Annotated in this window: 10 protein-coding genes; 8 read left to right on the top strand and 2 right to left on the bottom strand. The window is 73.1% G+C overall.

The genetic code is table 11. The annotated features are described in order from the left end of the window. Positions 1-20: 20 nt before the first annotated feature. On the bottom strand, positions 21-932 hold the full coding sequence (locus M4D82_RS03240; RefSeq protein WP_249764563.1) for an ABC transporter ATP-binding protein: 912 nt from the start codon (positions 930-932) through the stop codon (positions 21-23). Between the two features lie 181 nt (positions 933-1113). On the opposite strand from M4D82_RS03240, the gene M4D82_RS03235 reads away from it, so the two are divergent. The 3 genes from M4D82_RS03235 (at position 1114) to M4D82_RS03225 (ending at position 11397) form a co-directional block, all read left to right on the top strand. Continuing rightward, on the top strand, positions 1114-3450 hold the full coding sequence (locus M4D82_RS03235; RefSeq protein ID WP_249764562.1) for a M20/M25/M40 family metallo-hydrolase: 2337 nt from the start codon (positions 1114-1116) through the stop codon (positions 3448-3450). 34 nt (positions 3451-3484) lie between these two features. Continuing rightward, complete coding sequence (locus tag M4D82_RS03230; RefSeq protein WP_249764561.1) at positions 3485-3982, top strand: GNAT family N-acetyltransferase; 498 nt, start codon at positions 3485-3487, stop codon at positions 3980-3982. 161 nt (positions 3983-4143) lie between these two features. Continuing rightward, on the top strand, positions 4144-11397 hold the full coding sequence (locus M4D82_RS03225) for a non-ribosomal peptide synthetase (protein ID WP_249764560.1): 7254 nt from the start codon (positions 4144-4146) through the stop codon (positions 11395-11397). A 98-nt stretch (positions 11398-11495) separates the two neighbouring features. Here the strand turns inward: M4D82_RS03225 and M4D82_RS03220 are convergent, their stop codons facing one another. Beyond that, entirely contained in the window at positions 11496-12275 is a 780-nt protein-coding gene (locus M4D82_RS03220) for a thioesterase II family protein (RefSeq protein ID WP_249764559.1), read from the bottom strand. 195 nt (positions 12276-12470) lie between these two features. Here M4D82_RS03220 and asnB point away from each other — a divergent pair, with 195 nt between their 5' ends. From asnB to M4D82_RS03195, 5 genes are read left to right on the top strand one after another with little or no spacing between them, the layout of a single operon-like run. Then, positions 12471-14375, top strand: coding sequence for an asparagine synthase (glutamine-hydrolyzing) (asnB, locus tag M4D82_RS03215; protein WP_349637038.1), 1905 nt, complete (start codon positions 12471-12473; stop codon positions 14373-14375). After that, positions 14372-15133, top strand: coding sequence for an aspartate/glutamate racemase family protein (locus M4D82_RS03210; protein WP_249771409.1), 762 nt, complete (start codon positions 14372-14374; stop codon positions 15131-15133). The genes asnB and M4D82_RS03210 overlap by 4 nt, the downstream gene beginning before the upstream one ends. Further along, positions 15130-16866, top strand: coding sequence for a non-ribosomal peptide synthetase (locus M4D82_RS03205; protein ID WP_249764557.1), 1737 nt, complete (start codon positions 15130-15132; stop codon positions 16864-16866). Before M4D82_RS03210 ends, M4D82_RS03205 begins: the two co-directional genes overlap by 4 nt. Next, positions 16863-23405 (top strand): non-ribosomal peptide synthetase, encoded by a 6543-nt coding sequence (locus M4D82_RS03200; RefSeq protein WP_249764556.1) that lies wholly within the window; start codon positions 16863-16865, stop codon positions 23403-23405. The genes M4D82_RS03205 and M4D82_RS03200 overlap by 4 nt, the downstream gene beginning before the upstream one ends. Position 23406: 1 nt before the next feature. After that, positions 23407-24144, top strand: a complete 738-nt coding sequence (locus M4D82_RS03195) for an aspartyl/asparaginyl beta-hydroxylase domain-containing protein (protein ID WP_249764555.1) — start codon at positions 23407-23409, stop codon at positions 24142-24144. Positions 24145-24152 lie beyond the last annotated feature (8 nt).

Below are 24152 nucleotides of genomic sequence, written 5' to 3'. Positions count from 1 at the left end.
TACGGCGGGGTGCCGCGGGATCAGACGAAGAGCTCGCCGGTCAGCGCGACGAACACGTCCTCAAGTGTGGTGGGGCGCAGCACGTCCGGGGGGCCCAGCGCCTCTCGCAGCTCGCCCGGCATGGTCTCGGCCCGCAGGACCGACACGGACAGTCCGGTGCGGCGGCTCGTCAGGCCCGCGCGGGCGACGTACTCCTCGACGGCGGTGCGGCGGGACGCGTCGCCGCGGTACTCGGCGGCCTGCTCCCCGGCGTGGGCCCGCAGCAACTCCTGTGGGGTGCCCTGGGCGATCCGACGGCCGCCGAACACCACGACGACCTCGTCGGCGAGGCGCTCGGCCTCTTCGATGTAGTGCGTCGACATCAGAACCGTCGTGCCGGAGGCCCGCAGCATCTCCATGACGTCCCACAGGTCCTGGCGGATCTGCGGGTCGAGGCCGACCGTGGGCTCGTCGAGCAGCAGCAGGCGCGGAGTGGTGAGAATGCCCCGGGCGAGCAGAAGCCTGCGCCGCATCCCGCCCGACAGCGCCTCCACCCGGCTGTCGCCCCGGTCGGCGAGGCGCACGGCGGAGAGCGCCCGGTCCACCGCCTCCGCGTAGCGGCCGGCGGGCATGGTGCTGAAGCGCGCGAACACCTCAAGGTTTTGACGAACCGTCAATTCGATGTCGAGGTCGCTCTCCTGGGGCACTACGCCGAGTAGCGAGCGGACCCTTCGGGAGTCCTTCGGCATCTCGTACCCGAGGACCTCCACCGTTCCGCTGGTCGACCGGCTCTGCCCGGTGATGAGGCGCATGGTGGTCGATTTGCCCGCGCCGTTCGGGCCCAGTAGCCCGATGAACTTCCCTTGGGGAACGTCCAGATCCAACCCGTTCACGGCATTCGTCGACCCGTAGGTCTTCACGACATTCCGAAAACGGACGACAGGGATGGTCACCCCCGATTCCCCCCAACTTGAAAGTGCTGTGCGGCTCGGAGCGCGGATGCGTCATCCCGGCTGCATCAACCCATACAAGCGCACGCTCAGTGAATTGTGAAGTCCTTGTTTTCTGCTGTGAACCGCTGTTAAGTTGCCGAAGATCAAGCCCCCCACGAGGGCTGTTCGTCCAAACGGGGGGATGAGCATGAGGTCGCGGCTGTCCGCGCTTTCCGGTGTTCTGCTGTGTTTCGTCGCGCTCGGCTGCGCATTGTTGGTACGGGTTCCTCCGGAGCCGAAGCCGGAGAAGAGCGCGCTTTCGGGCTTTTCCGCGGCGCGTGCCGTCGAGCACATCGGCTCCATCGCGCGTTCCCCGCATCCGTCCGGTACCTCCCAGGCCGAGGCCGTCCGGTCCTACGTGACCGGGGAGCTGAGCCGCCTCGGGCTTTCGCCGCAGCTGCACGAGTCGACCGAAGTGCTGCCGGGAGAGGGCGGTTCGCACCTGGCGGGTCGTGTGCACAACGTCACCGCCACGATCCCCGGCCGCTCCTCGACCGGCCGGGTGCTCCTCGTCGCGCACACCGACTCGGTGGCCACCGGCCCCGGCGCCTCCGACGACGGCCTGGGCGTGGGCTCCCTGCTGGAGATCGCCCGCGCCCTCCGCGAAGGAGCTCCTCCGCGCAACGACGTGGTCCTGCTCTTCACCGACATGGAGGAGACGGCTCAGCTCGGCGCCCGTGCGGCGGCCCGGGAGCTCGCGCGGACCCGTGGCGGTCCCGATGTCGTCATCAATCTGGAAGCGCGCGGCACGAGCGGACGGGCCGTCATGTTCGAGACCGGCCCCCACAGCTCGGCCCTGGTGGCGGCCCTGGGCGACGCACCGCCCGTCGCCACGTCCCTCTCCGACGAGATCTACCGGCTGCTGCCGAATACCACCGACTTCACCCAGTTCCGACAGTCCGGTGCGACCGGGCTGAACTTCGCGGTCATCGGTGGCAGTGCCCGCTACCACGGTCCCGAGGACGATCTGGACCACGTCGACCTCGGCAGTCTCCAGGACCTGGGCAACACCGCCATCTCGGCCACCCGTGCCCTGTCGTCCACCGACCTGGCACGGGTCGAGAAGGCCTCCGAGGCCACGTGGTTCAACCTCGGCCCGGTGCTGGTCCACTATCCGGAGGGCGCGGTCCTGCCCCTGGCGTTGATCGCGACCCTCGCGTCGGCGGCGGCCGTCTGGTACGCCCGCCGCCGTCGAGCCCTGAGCCTGCGCGCGGTCGCACGCGCTGCCTCGACCTTCCCCCTGACGCTCCTGACCGCCGCCGCGCTCGGCTGGGCGGCCTGGCAGGCCCTGCTCATCGTCCGGCCCACCTACGCCCTCTTCCACCTGGGCGATCCGTACCGCACGGGTCCCGCCGTCGCGGGCCTGCTGCTGCTCACCGCCGCCGTCGTCTGGCTGTGGATCGTATGGGTCGGCAAGCGGGCCGGAGCGGTGGAAGCGGCCGCCGGAACGGCGGCGTGGGCGGCGCTGCTCGCCGTGGTCATGGCCGTGCTGCTGCCGGGCGCCGCGTACGTGTTCACCTGGACGGCCCTGGGCGGGGCGGCCGGTGTCGCGCTCGCGGCCCGCACGGCCGAGCGTTCCCCGTGGCGAACCGCCGCGCTCGCGGCCTCGGCGCTGCCGGCCGTCGCGGTCACGGCCCCGCTGGTCGCCCTCCTGTTCCCGACGGTGGGACTCGCGTCGGCCGCCGGTCCGCTCGCCCTGGCCGCGCTGACCGCCGCGGTGGTGGCACTGCCCCTCACCGGCCGGGTCGCCCCCGTCCACGTCCGTCGTGCCGTGGCGGGCGGCGCCGCCCTGGCCGTGGTCGGCGGTGCCCTGGTGGGTGTCAACGCCGCCATCGACGCCCCCGACGCCGAACACCCGCGCCCCGTAAGCCTGATGTACGCTCTGGACGCCGACCGCGAGAAGGCCGTCTGGGTGTCCGAGGACGCCGACCCGCACCCGTGGGTCACCCACTACACGGGTGACCGGCGCACGGACTCCCTGGAGCGGTGGTCCCCCGCACTGGCCGCACCGCCCGGGGGACTGCTCGCGGGCCCGGCACCCGTCGCCCCCGTCTCCTGCCCGGTCGTGACCTCGGTGTCCGACTCACGCGACGGCGGCAACCGCACCCTGCGGCTGTCCGTGCGGCCCGAGGCGGGACGGCCCACGCTGCTGGCCCTGTACGTAGACACCACGACGACCCAGGTCGTGGGCGCCCAGGTGAGCGGTGCGCCCGCGGGCACCGACACCCTCGGCGGAGGTGCCAACCGCCCGAACGCGGGTTCCGTGTGGAAATGGGGGCTCCTGCTCGTCGCCCCGCCGGCGGAGGGCACCGAAGTGACCCTCACCGTCCGCGACACGGGTCACCCCGTCCGTCTGTTGGCGATGACCCAGGAGGCGGGCCTGCCGGCTTCGGCCGTGGACCGACCGCGCCCCGACGACCTCACCTGGGACCCCCACGCGGCCGGCGTCTCCTTCGCGAGCCGGCTGTACGAGCTCTGACCCCGCACGCAATCGACAGAAGAGAGCGACCCACATGTCGTCCGAGCCGAAGAGCACCGAGAACACCACCGCCCTGCGGGATCCGCGGCTGCGCAGGGCGCAGGCGGCGGACGCCGCCGCCATCACCGACGTCTTCCTCGCCTCGCGGGCGGCGGCCATGCCGTACCTGCCCCGGCTGTACAGCGACGAGCAGACGCGGTACTGGATCGAGGCCGTCGTACTGCCCGGCGGCACGGTGTGGGTGGCCGAGGCCGGGGAGCCGTCCGAGGTCGTCGGCTTCGCGGTGCTCGACGGGACCGTGCTCGACCACCTCTACCTGAGGCCGGAGGCGCGACGACAGGGCATCGGCTCGGCCCTCCTCGCCACGGTCAAGGAGGCCTCCCCGCACGAGCTGTCGCTCCACGTCTTCCAGCGCAACGAGGCGGCCCGCGCCTTCTACGAGCGCCACGGCTTCACCGCCGGGGAGTTCAACGACGGCAGCCGCAACGAGGAGAACGAGCCGGACGTGACCTACCACTGGACCGCTGGATGAGGTGAGCGGCGGCAGGGCGCTACCCGCCCGGCCGCACGCACCGCACGTCCACAGACCGACGTACCGACGGACCGGGACCGACCCCGGCGTCTTCAGCTACAGGCAAAGAGTGAACGGGGCCTCCCACCGGGGCGGCCACCACACGGGGGAGGAACGAAGAAGTGCTCGGCGAAAGCAGGGTGCCGGGGGAGATCCCGCTGTCCTACGCACAGCTCGCGCTGTGGTTCAACGACCGTCTCCACGACGGCGACGCTTCCTACAACATGCCGGTGGCGCTGCGCCTGAAGGGACCCCTCGACACCGAGGCCCTTCGCTCCACCCTGGCCGACGTCATGGAGCGACACGCGGTGCTGCGCACCGTCTTCCCCGACCGCGACGGCACGCCCTACCAGCGGGTCCTGGCCCCCGGTGACTTCACGGTCCCCTTCACCGTGGCCGACGCGACCGAGGACGACCTCCCCGAGCTCATCGGCACGGCCTGTCGCGAATGCTTCGACCTCGCCTCCGAACCGCCTCTGCGCCTGCGGGTGTTCGTTCTCGGCCCCGACGACCACCTGGTGTTGATGGTCCAACACCACATCGCCGGCGACGGTTGGTCGATGGCCCTCCTGGGCCGTGACATGAGCACGGCCTACGCGGCGCGCGTCGAGGGGCGCGAACCCGAGTGGGCACCGCTTCCCGCGGACTTCGCCTCGTACGCGCTCGACCAGCACGAGAGCCTCGGCGATCTCGAAGACCCCGAGAGCGGCATCAGCCGCCAGTTCGCCTACTGGCAGGACGCGCTGGCCGGGCTGCCGGACTGTCTGGACCTGCCCGCCGACCGGCCACGCCCCGCCGCCATGTCCCACCAGGGCGACTACTTCCCCTGGGAATTCCCCGCCGAGTTCCATCGTGACCTGCTGGCCCTCGCCCGTACCTGCCGCGTCAGCCTCTTCATGGTGGTACAGGCGGCGCTCGCGACCGTGCTGACCCGGTCCGGGGCCGGGACCGACATCCCCCTCGCCAGCCCCACCGCGGGACGCGGGGACTCCCGCTACGACGACGTGGTCGGCTACTTCGTCAATCCGCTGGTCCTGCGCATGGACACCTCCGGAGACCCCACGTTCCGCGAGCTCCTCAAGCGGGTGCGCCGGACCGACCTGCAGGGCCTCTCGCACCAGGACATGCCGATCGAACGGCTGATCACGGCGCTCAACCCGCCGCGGTCCCTCGCCTGGCACCCCCTGTTCCAGGTCATGCTCGCCTTCCAGAACCTCCCCGAGGCGAGGCTCTCCCTGCCCGGCGTCACCTACGAGGTCGTGGCGGCGGACCCGGGCGGCGCCAAGTTCGACCTGTCGTTCAACGTCATGGAGCGCAAGGACGCCGACGGCGGCCCGGCCGGCCTGACCTGCTTCGTCGAATACAGCAGTGACCTGTTCGAACGCGAGGGCGCCGAGGCGCTGATGCGGCGGCTCACGCTCCTGCTGAAGAGCGTCATGCGCGACCCCGACCAGCACATCGGTGACATCGACCTGCTCACCGGCGACGACCTGGACGCGCTCCACACGATGTGGCGCGGACCCGAGCTCACCGTTCCCGCCCGGAGCTACCACCAGGCGTTCGAGGAACGGGCAGCGGTCGACCCGGACGCGCCCGCCCTGGTCGCCGGCGACACCCGCCTCACCTTCGGCGAGCTCAACGCCCGCGCCAACAGCCTCGCCCGCGAACTCGTCCGGCGAGGTGCCGCGCCCGAACGCCACGTCCTCCTGCTGATGGACCGCGATGCCGACGTGGTCGTCTCCCTCCTCGCGGTGCTCAAGTCCGGCGCCGCCTTCGTCCCGCTCACCCCCGACACCCCCGCCGAGCGCCTCGCCGTCATCACGGCGGCCACCCGGCCCGTGTGCGTGCTCACCACCCGACGGATCGCCGGCCGACTGCCCGACTCCACGCCGGTGCTGGTCCTCGACGAGCGCCAGGAGCGGGAGCGCGTCGCGGCGCACCCCTCGACCGACCTCACGGACGCCGACCGGGCCGGCGTCACCAGCCCGTCCGACCCCGCTTACGTCATCCACACCTCCGGCTCGACCGGCACGCCCAAGGGCGTGGTAGTGGAACACGCCGCCCTCGCGAACCTGGCGCACCACCACCGCGTCAGGTTGGTTCGCCGCCACGCTCCGCAGGGCAGCCCGCGCGTCAACGTCGCACTGGTCGCCTCCCTCACCTTCGACACGGCCTGGGAGCCCTTCTTCTGGCTGCTGGAGGGGCATTGCATGCACCTCCTCGCGGACGACGTGCGCCTCGACCCCGAGGCCCTGGTCGGCTACGTGCGGCGCGAGGGCATCGAGTTCCTCGACCTCACCCCGACGTACGCGCAGGCGCTGCTGACCGCCGGTCTGCTCGACGAGGGCGACCAGCACCGCCCCCGTGCCCTCATGCTGGGCGGCGAGGCCGTCGGACCCGAGCTGTGGAACCGGCTCGCCGCGATCCCCGGCACCCGGGTCCACAACTACTACGGGCCCACCGAGTGCACCGTCGACGCGCTCGCCTGCGACCTCGACGACAGCCCGACGCCCGTCATCGGCCGCCCGCTCGACAACACGCGCGCCTACGTCCTCGACGAGCGACTGCGTCCCGTCCCGGCGGGCGTGCCCGGCGAGCTCTACCTCGCCGGCCCCCAGCTCGCCCGCGGCTATCTGGGCGCCCCCGCCCTCACCGCCGAGCGGTTCGTCGCCGACCCGTACGGTCCGCCCGGCTCCCGCATGTACCGCACCGGCGACCTCGCCCGGCTGCGCCGGGACGGCCAGGTCGAGTACCTCGGCCGAGCCGACGAGCAGGTCAAGATCCGCGGCTTCCGCATCGAACCCGGCGAGATCGAGTCGGTGTTGACCCGCCATCCCGGTGTCGGGCAGGCGGCGGTGGTCGTCCGGGGCGAGGACTCGGGAGAACCGTTCCTCGCGGCCTACGTCGTCCCGGTCGCCGAACCGCCGGTCGACGCGGCCGTGCTCCGTGACCACCTGGCCGCGCACCTGCCCGAGTACATGCTGCCCGCGGCCTTCGCCCACCTCGACCGGCTGCCGCTCACCAGCAGCGGCAAACTGGACCGGCGCGCCCTGCCCGAACCGGACCTGCGCGTCTCCGGCGCGGCCGGCCGACGCCCGGCCGACGCCCAGGAGGCGATCCTCTGCGAGATCTTCGCCGAGGTGCTGCGGGTGTCGGAGGTCGGCCCCGACGACGACTTCTTCCACCTGGGTGGCCACTCCCTGCTCGCCATGCGTCTGGTCAGCCGCGTCCGGACGGTGACCGGAGCCGAACTGGCGATACGAGGGGTCTTCGAGGCACGCACGCCGGCGGGCCTCGCCCGGCTGCTCGGTGCCACCGGTCGACGGCCCGCGTTGGCGCCGATCGAGCGCCCCGCCGAGATCCCCCTCTCGTACGCCCAGCGCCGGCTGTGGTTCCTCCAGCGTCTGGAGACCGACAGCGCCGCCTACCACATCCCCTTGCCCCTACGGCTCGACGGCCCGCTGGACATCGGCGCGCTGGGCGCGGCCCTGCACGACGTCGTCGTCCGGCACGAGGCGCTGCGCACCGTCTTCCCCGACCGGGAGGGCGTGCCCCACCAGAGGGTCCTCGCTCCCGAGGAGCTGCCGTCCCTGCTGGACATCGTCCCCCTGGCCGCGGCCCGCGCCGAGGGCGAGGCCCTGGAGGAGGAACTGCGCGCCGCGGCCTCGCTCCCGTTCGACCTGGCGAGCCGGCCACCCCTGCGCGCCCGGCTGTACCTCCTGGGGCCGGGCCGCCACATCCTCCTTCTGACCGCTCATCACATCGCCTGCGACGGCTGGTCCATCGGACCGCTCGCCGCCGATCTGAGCGTGGCGTACCGGGCGCGCGCCGAAGGGCGCGAGCCCGGCTGGGCGCCGCTGCCGGTCCAGTACGGCGACTACACCCTGTGGCAGAACCGGCTCCTCGGGGACGCCCGAACCCCGGGCAGCCTCGCGGCCGAACAGTGGGACCACTGGAGCAAGGTCCTCGACGGGCTCCCCGACGAGGTGCCGCTCCCGGTGGACCGGCGCCGCACCCCCGAGACCGGCCACGAGGGCCGTACGGTCCCCGTCCGCGTCGACGCCCGCGTCCACCGTGCGCTCGCCGGGCTCGCCCGCGAGAGCGGCGTCAGCCTCTTCATGACCGTGCAGGCGGCCCTGGCCGCCCTCCTCACCCGGCTGGGCGCCGGAACGGACATCCCCCTGGGCACGCCGGTGGCCGGCCGTACCGACGAGGGTCTCGATCACCTGATCGGCTTCTTCGTCAACACGCTCGTCCTGCGCACCGACACGGAGGGCGACCCGACCTTCCGGGAGCTGGTGCACCGGGTGCGGAACGCGGACATCGCCGCATATGCCCACCAGGACCTGCCCTTCGAGCAGCTCGTGGACCTCGCCAACCCGGAGCGTCAACCCGGGCGTCACCCGCTGTTCCAGGTGGCGCTCGTCGTGGACCACGGCGTCGACGTCGCCCTGGACATTCCGGGCGTCACGGCCGAGCAGCTCACCGTCCAGCTCGCACCCGCGAAGTTCGACCTCACGGTCACGCTGGCGGCCCAGCGCACCGCGGACGACACCGAAGGACCGCTGACCGGCACCATCGAGTACCGCACCGACCTGTTCGACGAGTCCACCGTCGAGGCCGTCGCCGACCGGCTCACCCGGCTGCTCACCGCCGTCGCGGACGACCCGGACCGGCGCATCGGCCGGATCGACCTCCTCTCCGACCGCGAGCGGCACCTCCTCGCCGAGTGGAACGACACCCGCCGGGACCTGGAGCCCAGCACCCTCGCCTCTTCCGTCGCCGAGCAGATGGCACGGACGCCGGACGCCACCGCCGTCGTCGACCAGGGCCGTACGGTGACGTTCGCCGAGCTCGACGAGCTCGTCGGGGCCCTCGCCGGGCGACTCGCGGCCGGCGGTGTCGGCCCTGGATCGGTCGTCGCCGTCGCCGTGCCCCGCTCGCTCGACCTGGTGGTGGCCGTGTGCGCGGTGCACCGCGCGGGAGCCGCCTACGTGCCACTGGACCCCGACTATCCGGCCGAGCGGCTGGCGTTCATGCTGGAGGACTCCCACCCCACCGCCGTGATCGCCACCCCGGAGGAGGCCGCGAAGCTCCGCGTGCCCGCCGGCGTGTGCTTGCTCGCGCCGTACGACCCGGCCGACACCGGCCGCGCAGTGCCGGTGGGACCGGACCCGTCCGACCCCGCCTACGTCATCTACACCTCGGGCTCCACCGGCCGCCCCAAGGGTGTGGTGGTTCAGCACAGTGCCGTGACCAACCGTCTGCGCTGGGGCCAGGAGCAGTACCTGCTGACCCCCGACGACCGGGTGCTGCACAAGACGCCGTCGAGCTTCGACGTGTCGGTGTGGGAGATCTTCTGGCCGCTCGGAACCGGAGCCACCCTGGTCGTGGCGCGGCCGGAGGGCCACCGAGACCCGGCCTACCTGTGCGAGCTGATCCGCAGGGAGCGCGTGACGGTCGCCCAGTTCGTGCCCTCCATGCTGGACGCCTTCCTCCAGCACCCCGACGCCGGCCGGTGCGACTCGCTTCGTCTGGTGATCGTCGGTGGCGAGGCCCTGACGACGGCCACCGCTCGCCGGTTCCACCAGGTGCTGCCGGGCGTCCGGCTGGTCGATCAGTACGGCCCGACCGAGGCGGCGATCGAGGTGACCGCCTGGACCTGCCGTCCCGAGGACGACGACGGCCGACCCATCCCCATCGGGCGGCCGGTGTGGAACACGCGCGTCCACATCCTCGACGGCGAACTCCAGCCGGTACCCCCCGGTGTCGTCGGCGAGCTGTACCTGGACGGTGCGCAGCTGGCCCGCGGATACCTCGGGCGGCCGGCGCTCACCGCCGAGCGGTTCGTGGCCAACCCGTACGGCGAGCCCGGATCCCGTATGTACCGCACGGGCGACCTGGCCCGCTGGCGCCCCGATGGAGCCGTCGAGTACCTGGGCCGCGTCGACGGCCAGGTCAAGGTGCGGGGCTTCCGCATCGAGCTCGGCGAGATCGAAGCCGCGCTGGGGGAGCACCCGGACGTCGCGGCGGGAATCGTCTTGATCCGGCAGGACAAGCAGGGCTCCCCCCGGATCATCGCCTACGCCGTACCGGTGGCCGGCGTGGCCGCCCCCACCGTCGAAGATCTGCGCGAGCACCTGCGCAGCCGACTTCCCGAGCACATGGTGCCCACCGGTTACGTCACCCTCGACAACCTGCCGGTCACACCCAACGGCAAGTTGGACCGTGCCGCGCTGCCCGAACCCACCGCCCCGGCCGCCCGAGGCGAGCAGGCGCCGCGGCAGCCGGCCACTCCCCTGGAGGCGGCCCTGACCGCGCTGTTCGCCGAGGTCCTGGACCTCCCGGCGGCCGGCCCCGACGACGACTTCTTCCTGCTGGGCGGGCACTCGCTCATGATGGTCCGGCTCGTCGAACGCATCCGCGCCGAGCTCGGCGTCGACCTGCCCATCCACACCCTCTTCGACAACCCGTCACCGAGCGCGCTCGCGCTCCGGATCGCGCGGGAGCCTGGCTCCGAGGCCCGTTTCGCCTCCGCCGCGGTGCCCTGGGAGCCGGTGCTGCCGCTGCGCGCCACGGGCACGCGCCCTCCGCTGTTCTGCGTCCACCCGGTCGTCGGCGACGGCTTCGGCTACGTGGGGCTGCTGCGCTCGCTGGGCCAGGACCAGCCCGTGTACGCGCTCCAGGGCACCGGCCCGGCGGGCGGGCGAGAGCGTCCCGCCACGATGGGCGGACTCGCCGCCGAGTACGTCTCCCGCGTACTGGAGGTGCAGCCGACGGGGCCGTACCGGCTCCTCGGCTGGTCGTTCGGTGGTGTGCTGGTCCACGAGATGGCGGTCCAGCTCCGGGAACGCGGTGAGCGGGTCGAGCTGCTGGCGATGCTGGACAGCGTCCCGCCCAACGAGCACGACCGGCGGGCGCACGCGGACGCGGTCGGCGAGGCCGACGTCATGCGGGCCCTGCTCGACGCCGTCGGCGCGTCGCCGGAGGAGATCGCCGCCGTCGACGGGGGCCGGGTTCCCGAGCCGGAGGAGCTGCTGCGGATGCTCGCCCCGGTCCTCGGGGCGTCGGCGCCCGCCGATCCCGCGGCGCTGGACGCGCTGATCGACACCTGCCGCTACCACGGCGAACTCATGGTCCGCTGGGTGCCGCGTGTGTACGACGGGCCCCTGCTCGGCTTCACCGCGACGGCCGAAGCGCGGCGGGCCGAAACGGTGGGGCAGGCGACGGCCGCCGAACTGTGGGGTCCGTACGTGACGGGTCCGATCGTGGAGCACCCCGTCGACGCGCGGCACCTCCAGCTCGTCGAGCCCGGACACATCGACTTCATCGGACGGATCATCGCCGATGAACTGGCACGCCGGGACGAGCGATAACCCCGGCAGCCCCGGGCCCGCCGCCGGCGCGCGTAGGGCGCCGTGCCGGCGGGGCCCGCCCGGACGTCACCACGACGTCCGGGCGGGCGGTGAGCCCCTCAGCCCGCGGTGCTCGCCGCGTGCTCCTGTACCGCGGCGGCGATCTCGGCCATGACCTCCGCCGGTCGGGCGTGCAGGAAGAAGTGGTCACCGGGAAGGACCCGGTGGCGGAACCCGCCGGCGGTCATCGCCCGCCAGCCGGTGATCCACTCCGGTCCCGCCAGCCGGTCGTCGGCTCCACCCAGGGCGACCATCGGGCAGGGGAGCACGGTCGGCCGTATGTCCGTCATGTATCGTGCCAGCAGCCCGAGATCGGCCCGCATCACCGGCAGGAGCATCGCGAGGAGTTCCCGGTGCTCCAGGATCTCCGCGGGCGTGCCGCCCAGTTCGACGAGCCCGCGCAGCAGTTCCTCGTCGCTCCGGTCGTGCAGAGGCAGTGCGACGGGGGCACCCGGCGGACGGCAGCCGGACACCACGACGACACGGGGCAGCGGCCGGCCGGCCTGCGCCAGTCGACGCGTCGTCTCGAAGGCGATCTGGGCGCCCATGCTGTGCCCCAGGAGCAGGAACCTCTCCTGTTCCGGGCGCTCCGCCAGCACCGTGAGGAAGCCGTCGACGACCTCGTCCATGGAGTCGAGCAGGGGTTCGCTCAGGCGGGTGCCCCGGCCGGGCAGCTCCACGGGTACGAACTTCAGCCCCGGCACCTCATGGGAGCGGGACCACGCGAGGTACGAACCGGCCGAGCCGCCGGCGTGCGGGAGGCAGTAGACACGGACGGTTTCCGCTTCGCCGTCCGTGCCGGGGGCGGCCTCCCAAGGTGTCCATCGGTTCCGTGTCACTGCATTCTGCCCTTCTTTGTTCCAGGATTTTCGTGCGGACCGGGGTCCGCAGGTCGACCCTATTCTCGGATTCGCCGGACAGCCAGCTCTGACGACCCGTCAAAGCCGCTGGCCTGCTCTCTTGCTGAAAATTTTTCATTGACCTCGCGCTATTTCGTGGGATAGCGTCGAACATGCATCTGGTGTTGTGCAGGTGTGAAACGGGGATTTTCCAACGTGTGTGGAATAGTGGGCGCTTTCTCCCTCGGTGGAGCGCGTCCGATCGATAGTCATGTCATTTCGCAAATGACCGCCGAGCTAATTCATCGGGGCCCGGATGACCAAGGGTTCCACGTCGGCGATGGTATTGTGCTGGGTTTTCGCAGACTTGCTCTGAACGATTTGGAGCGAGGTAACCAGCCGCATTTCTCGGAGGACCGCAGCCTGGTCTCCGTCTGCAACGGGGAGATCTACAACCATCGGCGGCTGCGCGAGTCGCTGGCCGCTGCGGGGCACCGGTTCCGCTCCGAGTGCGACACCGAGGTACTCGTCCACCTCTACCGCGAGTTCGGCACCGATCTCACCGCCCACCTCGACGGCCAGTTCGCATTCGCCTTGCACGACGCCCGCGCCGGGCGGCTCCTTCTCGCGCGTGACCACGCGGGGATCGTGCCCCTCTTCTACACGGTCGTGGACGGGCTGCTCCTCTTCGCCTCGGAGATCAAGGCGCTCCTGCGCCACCCGGCGGTGAGTCCCCGGGTCGACCTCCGCGGCCTCGACCAGATCCTCAGCCTCCCCGGGCTCGTCAGCCCGCGCACCATGTTCGAGGGCATCAAGTCCCTGGGGCCCGGAGAGAGGTTGATCGCCGACTCCTCGGGGGTCACCACGCAGCGGTACTGGGACCTGGACTACCCGGCCGCCGACGCCCTGGAGCCGTTGAAGGACGGTGACCTCGACGCCGAACTGGCGCGCGCCGCAGGACACATGGCGACGCTCCTGGACGACGCGGTGCGCGACCGGCTGGTCGCCGACGTCCCCGTGGGCCTCTACCTCAGCGGCGGGCTCGACTCCAGCCTCATCGCCGCGCTCGCCGCGGGCTCCCGGCCGGGTCACGCCTGGCCGAGCTACTCCGCCGTCTTCCCCGACCAGGACTTCGACGAAAGTCCCCACCAGCGGCTGGTCGCCGCCCGGTTGGGAACCCGCCACCAGGAGGTGTCGGTGCGTCACGGCGATCTCGCGACGCAATTGACCGCCATGGTGCGCCACGCCGAAACGCCCGTCCGCGAGTCGTACAACGTCTGCTCCATGATGCTGTCCCGAGCGGTACGCGCCGACGGCACCGTCGCCGTCCTCACGGGGGAAGGCGCCGACGAACTCTTCGGCGGCTACCCCGGGTACCGCTACGACGCCGCCGGACTGGGTGGGGGACGGCTCAGCGGCCTCGACGCCCAACTGGAACGGGAGATCCGCCTCCGGATGTGGGGCGTCGACTTCGGGTACGAGACCGATCACCTCGTCGCGCAGGACTTCCGCCGGGACCTGTACTCCGACGATCTCGCCGGTTCCTTCGACGAGTTCACCGTCACCTCCCAACGTCTGGTCGACGCCGAGCGGCTGCGGGGCCGACACCCCCTGCACCAACGCTCCTACCTGGACTTCCACCTGCGTCTCGCCGACCACCTGCTCGGCGACCACGGCGACCGGATGGCACTCGCCAACTCCGTCGAGCTGCGCTTCCCGTTCCTGGCCCGCCCCGTCGTCGACCACGCCACTTCACTGCACCCGGCCCTGATGGTGGCCGGCGGAGCGGAGAAGGCCGTGCTGCGGCGGGTCGCCGAGTCGCGTGTGCCCGGCGAGGTGCTGGCCCGCCCCAAGTTCGGCTTCCGCGGTCAGACCAGCAGCCACCTGCTCGCCGGCGGCGACGACTGGTTCGAGGAACTGCTCTCGCCGTCAGTGGTGCGCAAGCAGGGGTACTTCAACCCCGACATCGTGGCGGCGCTCGTCCGTCACCAGCGCGCACAGGGCGGTCACGTGCACGCTCACCTGGACACGGACTACCTGATGGTCATCGCGACCTTCGCTCTCTTCGTCGAGGAGTTCGGCCTGCCGTGTCTCGGATGACCCACCCCGCCGCCCCCGGCGGTCAGACCACCCCCGAGATCCGCCCGTACGGCGTGCCTCGGTCACTGCCGCTGGTCGGAATCGTCGGCGGCATGGGCCCCCTGGCCTCCACCGAACTGCTCCGCACCGTCTACCACACGGGCGACGGACGCTCCGAACAGGAGACGCCCCGGGTGCTGCTGTGGTCCGACCCCGCCGTGGTCGACCGCACCGAGGCCATCGACACGGGCGATCTCGAACCGCTGTACCGGGCCGTCGAGAGCGCGGTACGCGGCCTGGTGCTCGCGGGGGCGGAACGAGTCGTCGTCGCGTGCGTCACCGCGCACAGAGTGCTCGGCGACCTGCCCCCCGACCTCCTCGCGCGCTGCGTGTCCCTGGTGGACGTCGCCCACGAGGAACTCATCCGCACCGCGCGGCCGCACCTCCTGCTGTGCACCAAGGGCACCGCACAAGCCGGCATCCTCACCTCCGGCCCGTACGCGGACCGGGCGGTGCCCCACCTCGTCATGCTCCGACCGGACGACCAGGAGGCGCTGCACCGCGAGGTCTACCGCGTCAAGCGCGGCGGGGACCCCCTCCGCACGATCGACTTCCTCCGCGACGCCCTGCCCCGCTACGGGGTGCGGTCCTTCGTGGCCGCCTGCACCGAACTGCACCTGGTCACCCGCGCCATAGCCGCCGCGGGCCGGTCGGACGAGTTCCCCGCCATAGACCCGATGTCGGTCGTGGCCCAACGGATCAAGAACGGAGAGCTGTGAGCCACACCACGATCCTGGACCGCTGGGCCGACCATGTCGAGCGGGACGGGCGGGCGCCCGCCGTTTCCACCCCCGAGCGGGAGTGGAGCCGCGGCGAACTCGCCGCCCACGCCGCCGGACTGAGGGCCCGGCTCGCCGAGGACGGCGCCCTGGGACCGGTCCTCATCGCCTGCGCCGAGCCCGTCCCGGTCATCGCGACCATCCTGGCCTGCGCCGCCACCGGCCGGACCTTCGCCCCCGTCGACATCCGGCAGCCCGAGGCGCGCTGGGCCGCGCTGCTGGAGGACCTGCGCCCCTCGGCCGTCGTCACCGACCGGGCCGGAGGCGATGCCCTCGGTCCCCACCACGCTCTCCTCGCCGACACGCGGGTCATCGACGCCGGCACCGTCGAGCCCGGCCGGTGGCGCGCGACGGACTGGCAGGGCCTCGACGTACCCGACGCGGGATACGTGTACTTCACCTCGGGCACCACCGGACGACCCAAGGGCATCAAGGGCAGCCTCCAGGCCGTCGAGCACTTCCTCGACTGGGAGACCGGCGAGTTCGGCGTCACCGAAGGTGCCCGGGTTTCCCTGCTCACCTCACCGGGCTTCGACGCGTTCCTGCGCGACGCGCTCGTTCCGCTGCGCTCCGGCGGCAGCGTCCGGGCCGCCGGCCCCGGCGCCGTACCCGTCGCCGCCTCCCTCGCCGAGTGGCTGGAAGAGCAGCGGATCGAGGTGCTGCACTGCGTTCCCACCGTCTTCCGCACCCTGCGGGCCGCCGGCCTCACCCCCGACTCCCTGCCCGAGCTCAAGGCCGTCCTGCTCGCCGGCGAGCCGGTCCGGTCCGCCGACGTCGCCTGGTGGCGTGGCCTCTTCGGCGACGGCAAGGCACTGGTCAACCTCTACGGCCCGTCCGAGACCACCATGACCAAGGTCTTCCGCCGCCTCGGCGCCGAGGACGCCGAGGCCGAGACGGTGCCGGCGGGCCTTCCCCTCCCCGGCGTGGACGTCCGGGTCCTGGCCGCGGGCGCGCCCGTCACCGGCGCCATCGGCGAGATCGAGATCCACACCCCCTTCCCGCTCGGCGGCTATCTCGACGGCCGCGCCGGCGGGTTCACCGGCACCCACGCCTACCGCACGGGCGACCTCGGCCGGCTGCGGCCCGACGGCGTCCTGGAGGTACTCGGCCGCCGCGACCAGCAGGTCAAGGTCAACGGCGTGCGCGTCGAACTGGGCGAGATCGAGGACACGCTGCGGCGCCACCCCGGCGTCCGCGACGTGTGCGCCGCCGCCGTGGCCGAAGCGGACGCCGATCCCGCCCTCGTCGCCTACGTCGTCGCCGACGACTCCCTGACGGACCAACAGCTGCGCGCCCACGCCGAGACCCGTCTCGCCCCCGGCAGCCGCCCCGCCCTCTACATCCGGCTCACCGCCATTCCCCGCACCCTGAACGGCAAGGCCGACCGCCGGGCCCTGCCGATGCCGTCGACCGTACGGGCCGCCGCCACCGAGGACGGCCCCGGCAACGACACGGAGGCCCGTATCGCCGCGGTGTGGTGCGAGCTGCTGCACCTGTCGGCTGTCGGTCGCCACGACGACTTCACCCTGCTCGGCGGCGACTCCCTGGCCATCGCCCGCCTGCTGGACCGGCTGCGCTCGATGTTCGGCGTGGACGTCCCCCTGCGGACCTTCGTCGACGACCCCACCGTTTCCGGTCTCGCCGCCGCCGTGACCTCCCGGAGCAGCCGATGAGCCCCGCCGCCGTACCGCCCCGGCCCGACCGCGGCCGTGCCCCGCTGTCCTACGCCCAGCGCTCGATCTGGCGCGCCGAACAAGTCCTTCCCGGCAGCGCCCTGCACAACGAGACCGCGGCGTTCCGCCTCGACGGCCCCGTGGACGCCCGAGCCCTCGAACGGGCCCTGGCCGTCCTCGCCGCCCGGCACGAGGTGATGCGCTGCGCCGTCGTCGCGGACGCCGACGGCGAACCGCTGCAGCACTTCGCGGACCGCGTCCTGCCCACCGTCGAACGGACCGACCTGGCCCACCTGCCGGAACAGCAGCGCGAGGAAAGGCTGGCGGAACTCGTCGCCCGCGCCGTGGCGGCGCCGTTCGACCTGGCCAGGCCGCCACTGATGCGCACCTGCCTCTACCGGTTGGGCGAGGACCGGCACCTGCTGCTCTTCGTCGCCCACCACATCGTCGTCGACGCCTGGGCGTTCGGCGTCTTCCTCCAGGAACTCGCCGCCGCCTACGTCGCCGAGACCGGTGGCCCGGCACCGGAAGCAGCGGCTCCCGGCCGCGACTTCGGGGACTACGCCACCTGGCAGCGCAGTGACCCCGCCGCCGCCCACGGCCTCGACCACTGGCGCGAGCGGCTCGCCGGGGAACTCCCGGTGCTGCGCCTGCCCGCCGACGGACCCGGCGCCGGGCGCCCCGCCGACGCCCTCGCCGGAGCCGTCCACCGTTTCGTGATCCCCGCCGACCTCGTCGCCGGGCTCGGCTCCCTTGCCCGGACGCGGCTCGCGACCCTGCCCGCCGCGGTGCTGACCGCGTTCTGCGCTGTTGCCCAGCGCTACACCGGCCAGGACGACCTCGTGGTCGGCATGCCGGTCGCGACCCGCAACCGCCCCGCTCTGGGCGCCATGATCGGCCCCCTGCTCAACGTCGTGGCCCACCGCGTCGACCTCTCGGGCGACCCCGCCTTCGACGAAGCGCTGCGGCGGACCCGGCAGCACCTCAAGAGCGACCTCGCGCACCGGGACACGCCCTTCGACCTGGTCGTCGAGGACCTGGCCCCGGCGGGCGGCGGCCCGTCCCCGCTCTTCCAGCTCATGTACGCCTTCCACAGCGGACCGACGACCCTCCTGCACCTGCCGGGCGTCGAGACCACGCCGGCCCCGGCGCACAGCGGCACCGCGAAGTACGACCTCTCCCTGTTCCTGCGGCCCCGGCCGTCCGGAGACCTCGACGCCGAGCTGGAGTACCGCACCGCGCTGCTCTCCCCGCAGACCGTCCAGGGCATCGCCGAAGGACTGCTGTGCCTGCTGGAGGCAGCCGTCGCCGAGCCCGGCCGACGCCTCTCCGAGCTGCCCGTGATGAGCGACGAGCAGACCCGGCGCGTCCTGACGGGGTTCAACGCCTCGGACCGGACGCGGCCCGACTGGTCCACCGTCCCCGAGGCCCTGCGCGTCATGGCCGCCCGGTCCGGTGACGTGCCCGCGGTCCTCCACGGTGACGAGGCGGTCACCCGCGCGGAGCTGGACGCCGCCGCCGACCGCGTCGCCGCGCGCCTCGCCGACCGTTGGGCCGTTCGCCCCGGCGACCGGGTGGCACTGCTGGTGCCGCGTGCCGCGGGACTCCTCGCGCTGGTCGTCGGACTGTGGCGGGCCGGAGCCGTCCTCGTCCCGCTCGACGAGACCATGCCGGACGAACGCGTGCGGTACGTCCTGGAGGACAGCGGGGCCCGGCTGCTCGTCACCGGACCGGCCGCCTCCCCGGCGCCGGACCACGCCGTACCGTGCGCCGCCGCGGCGGAGCTGCTGGCCGTGTCCAGTGGCGACGACGTCCCGGCCCCGGACGGTCCCGCCGCCGACGCGCTCGCGTACCTGATGTACACCTCCGGCTCCACCGGCCGGCCGAAGGGCGTGGCCGTACCGCACGACCGCGTCGCGAACCTGCTGCACAGCATCGTCCGCGAGCCGGGCCTGGGCGAGGACGACGTCCTGGTCGCCGTCACCTCCCTCACCTTCGACATCTCGGTGCTTGAACTGTTCGCCCCGCTCGTCGCGGGATCCCGGGTCGTGATCGCGCCGCACGCCACGGTCCGCGACCCCGAGGCGCTCGGCGCCCTGCTGGACCGGTCCGGTGCCACCGTCATGCAGGCCACGCCCTCCCTGTGGCGTGCCCTCGTCGACGGAGGCTGGCAGGGCCGGCCGACGCTGCGGGCGCTCAGCGGCGGTGAGGCCCTCGACCCCGCGCTCGCCGAGCGGCTGCTGGACCGCTGTGGCGAGCTGTGGAACCTGTACGGCCCCACCGAGACCACCATTTGGTCGACGGCCGGACGCGTCCTGCCGGGGGAGCCGGTCACCGTCGGGCGCCCCGTGGCCCGGACCTACTGCCACATCCTCGACCGCCACGGCCGACCGGTACCCGTCGGCGCCGCCGGTGAACTGGTCATCGGCGGGGCGGGTGTCACCGCCGGCTACTGGAACCGGGCCGACCTCACCGCCGCCGCGTTCGTCCCCGACCCGGTGGGTGCGGACCCGCTGGGCGGTGCCAACGCCCCGGTCTACCGGACGGGCGACCTGGCACGCTATCTACCGGACGGCCGCATCGTCGTCCTCGGCCGGGCCGACCAGCAGGTCAAGATACTCGGTCACCGCATCGAACTCGGCGAGATCGAAGCCCTGCTGACGCGCCACCGGCAGGTGCGGGCCGCCGCCGTCGTCATCGACGGTCAACGCCCCGGGACGCCCCGGCCGGTCGCGTTCGTCGTGCCCGAGGGCACCGCCGCGGACGCGGACGCCCTCGGCGCGGACCTCCGCCGGCACCTGCGCACCCTGCTCCCGGCCGCGGTCGTGCCCTCCGTCATCGCCCTGCTCGACGAGCTCCCGCTCAACACCAGCGGCAAGGTGGACCGCCCCGCCCTGAGCACAGCGGCCCGCACCCTCCCCGACACGGCGGCCGCCGCCGACCGGGTCGCGCCCGCCACCGACGCCGAACGAACGGTCATCGCCCTCTGGGCCGACCTGCTGGGCGTCGACCCCGGCACGCCGGGCGTCACCGACGACTTCTTCCTCTCCGGGGGCAACTCCATCGTCGCCACCCGGCTCCTCGGCCGGGTACGCGACGCACTCGGCCACGCACCGTCCCTCGCGGACTTCTACGCCGACCCCACCCCCCGGGCCCTGAGCGCCCGCCCGTCCACCGGACCCCGGCCCGGGGCGGCGGACACCGCGCCCCCGGCGCCCGTACCGGTGCCGCAGGACCCGGTACCCCTGACCGACCAGCAGCGGCAACTGTGGCTCACCCAGAGCCTCGTGCCGGACTCCGCCGCGTACAACCTGGCCGCCGCCGCCCGTCTCGACGGCCCGGTCGACGCCGATGCCCTCGCGCGGGCCCTGCGCGAACTGGTGACCCGCCACCCGGTACTGGCGACCCGCTGCCACCTCGCCGACGAGGGCCCCGTCCTCGTCCGCCTGCCCGCCGACCGCGTCCGCCCCACCGTGCTCGACGTGCCGGAGGAGACCGAAGCACAGGGCGGCGACGCGACCCGCTCATGGCTGGACTCCGCCACCGCCGACGAGGCCACGCGCCCCTTCGATCTCGCCGAAGGGCCGCTGCTGCGCGTCACGCTCCTGCGCGCGTCCGACACCTCCGTGCTGCTGTTCACCGCCCACCACATCGCGGTCGACGGCTGGTCGATCACCGTGGCGGTCCGTGAGCTCGCGGCGCTCCATGCGCTGCACACCGGCACGGGCAGCCCCCTGCCGCCCCTTGCCCGGGAGTTCCTCGGCCACGCCGCAGCCGCGGCCGCCCCCGCGGCCGTCACGATCCGCGACGCGCAGCTCGCCTACTGGCGCACCCGTCTCGACGGCCACTGCGGGGTCCTCGACCTGCCGGTCGATCCCGATGCCGGTCCATGCCCGCCGGGCACCGGGGACACCGTGCCCGTCGTCCTGCCGCCGGACCTCACCGCTCGCCTGCGCGCCACCGCCGCTCGGCTTCGGGTCACCCCCTTCTCGGTGCTGCTCACCGTCTACGCCTCCCTGCTGGGGCGCTACGCCGGCACGGACGACGTCATCGTCGGCGTGCCCGCCGCCAACCGGGGTGCACCGGAGCTGGAGGGCCTGATCGGCTCCCTCGTGAACAGCCTGCCGGTCCGCGTCGACCTCGCCGGGAGCCCCTCGTTCGGGGAACTCGCCCGCCGGACCGCACGGCGGCTCGCCGACGACCTCGACCGGCCGCTGGTACCGCTCGACCGACTCGTGGACGCCCTCGGCATCGCACGCGATCCCGGCCGGCCCGCCCTCGCCCAGGCCACACTCGTGCTCCAGGAAGCCCTGCCGGCCCGGATCCGGCTCGGCGAGGCCAGCGGCGACCTGCGGCCCGTGCCGACCCGCACAGCCAAGTACGACCTGACGCTCGCCCTGGAGGATCACCCCGATCGCATGGAGGGCGTGCTGGAGTACGCCTCCGGGCGGTTCACCCGGACATCGGCGGGCCGCTTCGCGCGCCATCTGGAGACCCTGCTGCGCGCCGCACTGGACGACCCCGAGGCCGCAGCCGCCCTCGCCCCCCTCGACCCGGCGGAAGAGGAGACGCCGTCACCCCGGCCCGCCCGTCCCGCCGGCGCCGCACGCGCGGCGTACGCCACGCCCGTCCATGAACTCTTCCGCGCGCAGGCGGCGGCGGGGCCCGGCGCGGTCGCCGTCCGCCACGGCGGACAGAGCGTCACCTACGCGGCGCTCGACGCCTGGAGCGACCGGATCGCCGCGCGGCTGCTGCGCCTCGGCGCCGCACCGGGCCGTTTCGTCTCGGTCCTGCTGCCCACCGGCATCGCGCAGACCGCGGCGGTCCTGGCGGTGGCCAAGACGGGGGCCGCCTTCGCGGTCCTGGACCCGGACAGCCCCGAACTTCGGCTGCGGGCCGTGATCACGGACGCCGAGCCGCTGTGCGTACTGGCCGACGAGCGGTGCCTGACACGTCTGCCCGGACTGTGGGACCCGGTCGCCGGCCGTTTCGCCGGCGTTCCCGTCGAGCCGCTCCCGTCCGACGAGCCGGACGCCGGCGCGCATCCGCCGGTCCCCTCCGCGCCGGTCACCGGGGACGACGCCCTCTGCCTGGTGTACACCTCCGGATCCACCGGAACCCCCAAGGGAATCGCGCTGCCGCACGCGTCGCTCGCACAGTTCGCCGACTGGCAGGGAGAACGGTTCGGCATCGGCCCCCGCAGCCGTATCGCCCAGTGGGCGCCGTTCACCTACGACGCCGCCTACACCGAGGTGTTCGCGGCCCTTTGCCACGGCGCCACCCTGTGCGTACCGCCGGACGAGACCCGCCGGGACCCGGTGGCCATGGCCGCCTGGCTCGGGGCCGAGCGGATCACCCAGATCCAGACCGTGCCCGGCTTCTTCGCCGTGCTCACCGAGGCGCTGGACCGCGGCCGGGCCGAACTGCCCCACCTGGAACACGTCCTGCTCGCGGGCGAAGTGCTGCCGCCCTCGCTCGCCGCCGCCTGGGCCGGCCGGACCGTCCGGCCCCGTCTGCACAACCTGTACGGGCCCACCGAATGCGTACTCGCCACCCACCGCGAGCTGGAACCGGGGGAGGAGTTCGCGCCTTCCGTACCCATCGGCCGGCCCCTCGCGGGCCGGGAGGCCCTCGTCCTCGACCACCGCGGCCGGCCCTGCCCGGTCGGCGTGGTCGGCGAGATCCACCTGCGCAGCGACTTCCTCGCCGGGGCCTACCACCGTCGGCCCGAGGAGAGCGCCAAGGCCTACGTGCCCGACCCGTGGCGGCCCGGCGGAACGCTGTACCGCACCGGGGACCTCGGCCGGTTCCTGCCCGACGGGGAACTCGCCTTCACCGGCCGCACCGGCAGCCTGGTCAAGATCCACGGCAACCGCGTCGAACTGGAGGAGATCGAGGCACTCCTCCAAGGGCACCCGTCGGTCCGCGAGGCCGCCGCGGCCCTGCACGGCACCCCCACCGCGCCCCGGCTCCTCGCCTACGCGGTCGTGGACGGTGCCGTCACCGGAGACGACCTCCGCGCCCACCTCGCCGAACGGTTGCCGGCCTCGGTCGTGCCCGAGAGCGTCGTGCTGCTGGACGCGCTGCCCCGCACCCGCACCAACAAGCGGGACCGCGCCCGGCTCCCCGCCCCGCGCACGGACGCCCCGCACAGCGCGGCGCCGCCACGCGAAGGCCCGGAGCAACTCGTCGCCGAGGCGTGGCGACAGGTGCTGGGCGCCGACCGGCCCGTCGGCCGTCACACGAACTTCTTCGAAGCGGGCGGCAACTCACTGCTGGCGGCCCGGCTCCAGGTCGACCTCGGCCGCCGCCTCGGCCGCGAGGTGCGGCTCGTGGACGTCTTCGCCAGGCCCACGATCGCCGAATTCGTCGCCGGCCTGCGCACCGACACCGCGGCCGACGCGCCGCACGCCCCCGGCCACCACGGACCCGCCGGCCCCGACGACGTCGCCGCGCGTGCCGGACGCCGACGGGCCGCCGTCCGGGCCCGATCTCGCGACCGGGCCGAACAGTTCAACGTACCGACAGGGAGAGAGTGACATGGACGTGCAGAGCGTGATGACGGAGCTGCGGAACGCGGTGGGCTCCGAAGGGCTCGACCGGGTCGAGGAATGCCTGGCCATCCTGGTCGGCGAGCGGACCCCCGAATACCTCCACGACGACCAGGAGCCCACCCGGCTCTTCTTCCCCGAGATCAGCGCCCTGCCGTGGCACGACGCCGCGGCGCAGCCCTGGGTGACGGAGATGGAGGCCGCCTACGAGGAGATCAAGGCCGAGTTCCTCGCGCTGCGCGAGGCAGAGGCCCGGTTCGCCCCCTACGAGGACCTCTACACCAAGGAACTCGGCTGGCAGGGCTGGGACACCTACCAGATCTACCGCGACGGCGCCTGGCGCGACGAGGCCCGGGAGCGCTGCCCGAAGACCTGCGAGGTGCTCGGCACGACCCCCCACGGCCCGCGCGACGGCATGTTCACCGTCCTCAACCCCGGCGTCCACATCACGCCGCACACGGGAGGCGTGAACCTGCTGCTCACCGCCCACCTGCCGCTTGTCGTCCCGCCCGGCTGTGCCATCAAGGTGGGCGACGACGAACGCGGTTGGGAGGAGGGCAAGGTCATCCTCTTCGACGACAGCTTCATCCACGAGGCGTGGAACCGGGGCAGCCGGCAGCGAGCCGTCCTCCTGTGGGACGTCTGGCACCCGGACCTCACCGCCACCGAGGTCCGGGCCCTCGAACACCTGATGCCGCGCTTCCAGAGCTACCTGATGGCGGTCTGACCCCCGGA

It is taken from the genome of Streptomyces sp. RerS4, from assembly GCF_023515955.1.
Classification (GTDB): Bacteria; Actinomycetota; Actinomycetes; order Streptomycetales; family Streptomycetaceae; genus Streptomyces.
The sequence above is the reverse complement of the archived record's forward strand: the minus strand, read 5'-3'. Positions and strand labels throughout refer to the sequence as shown.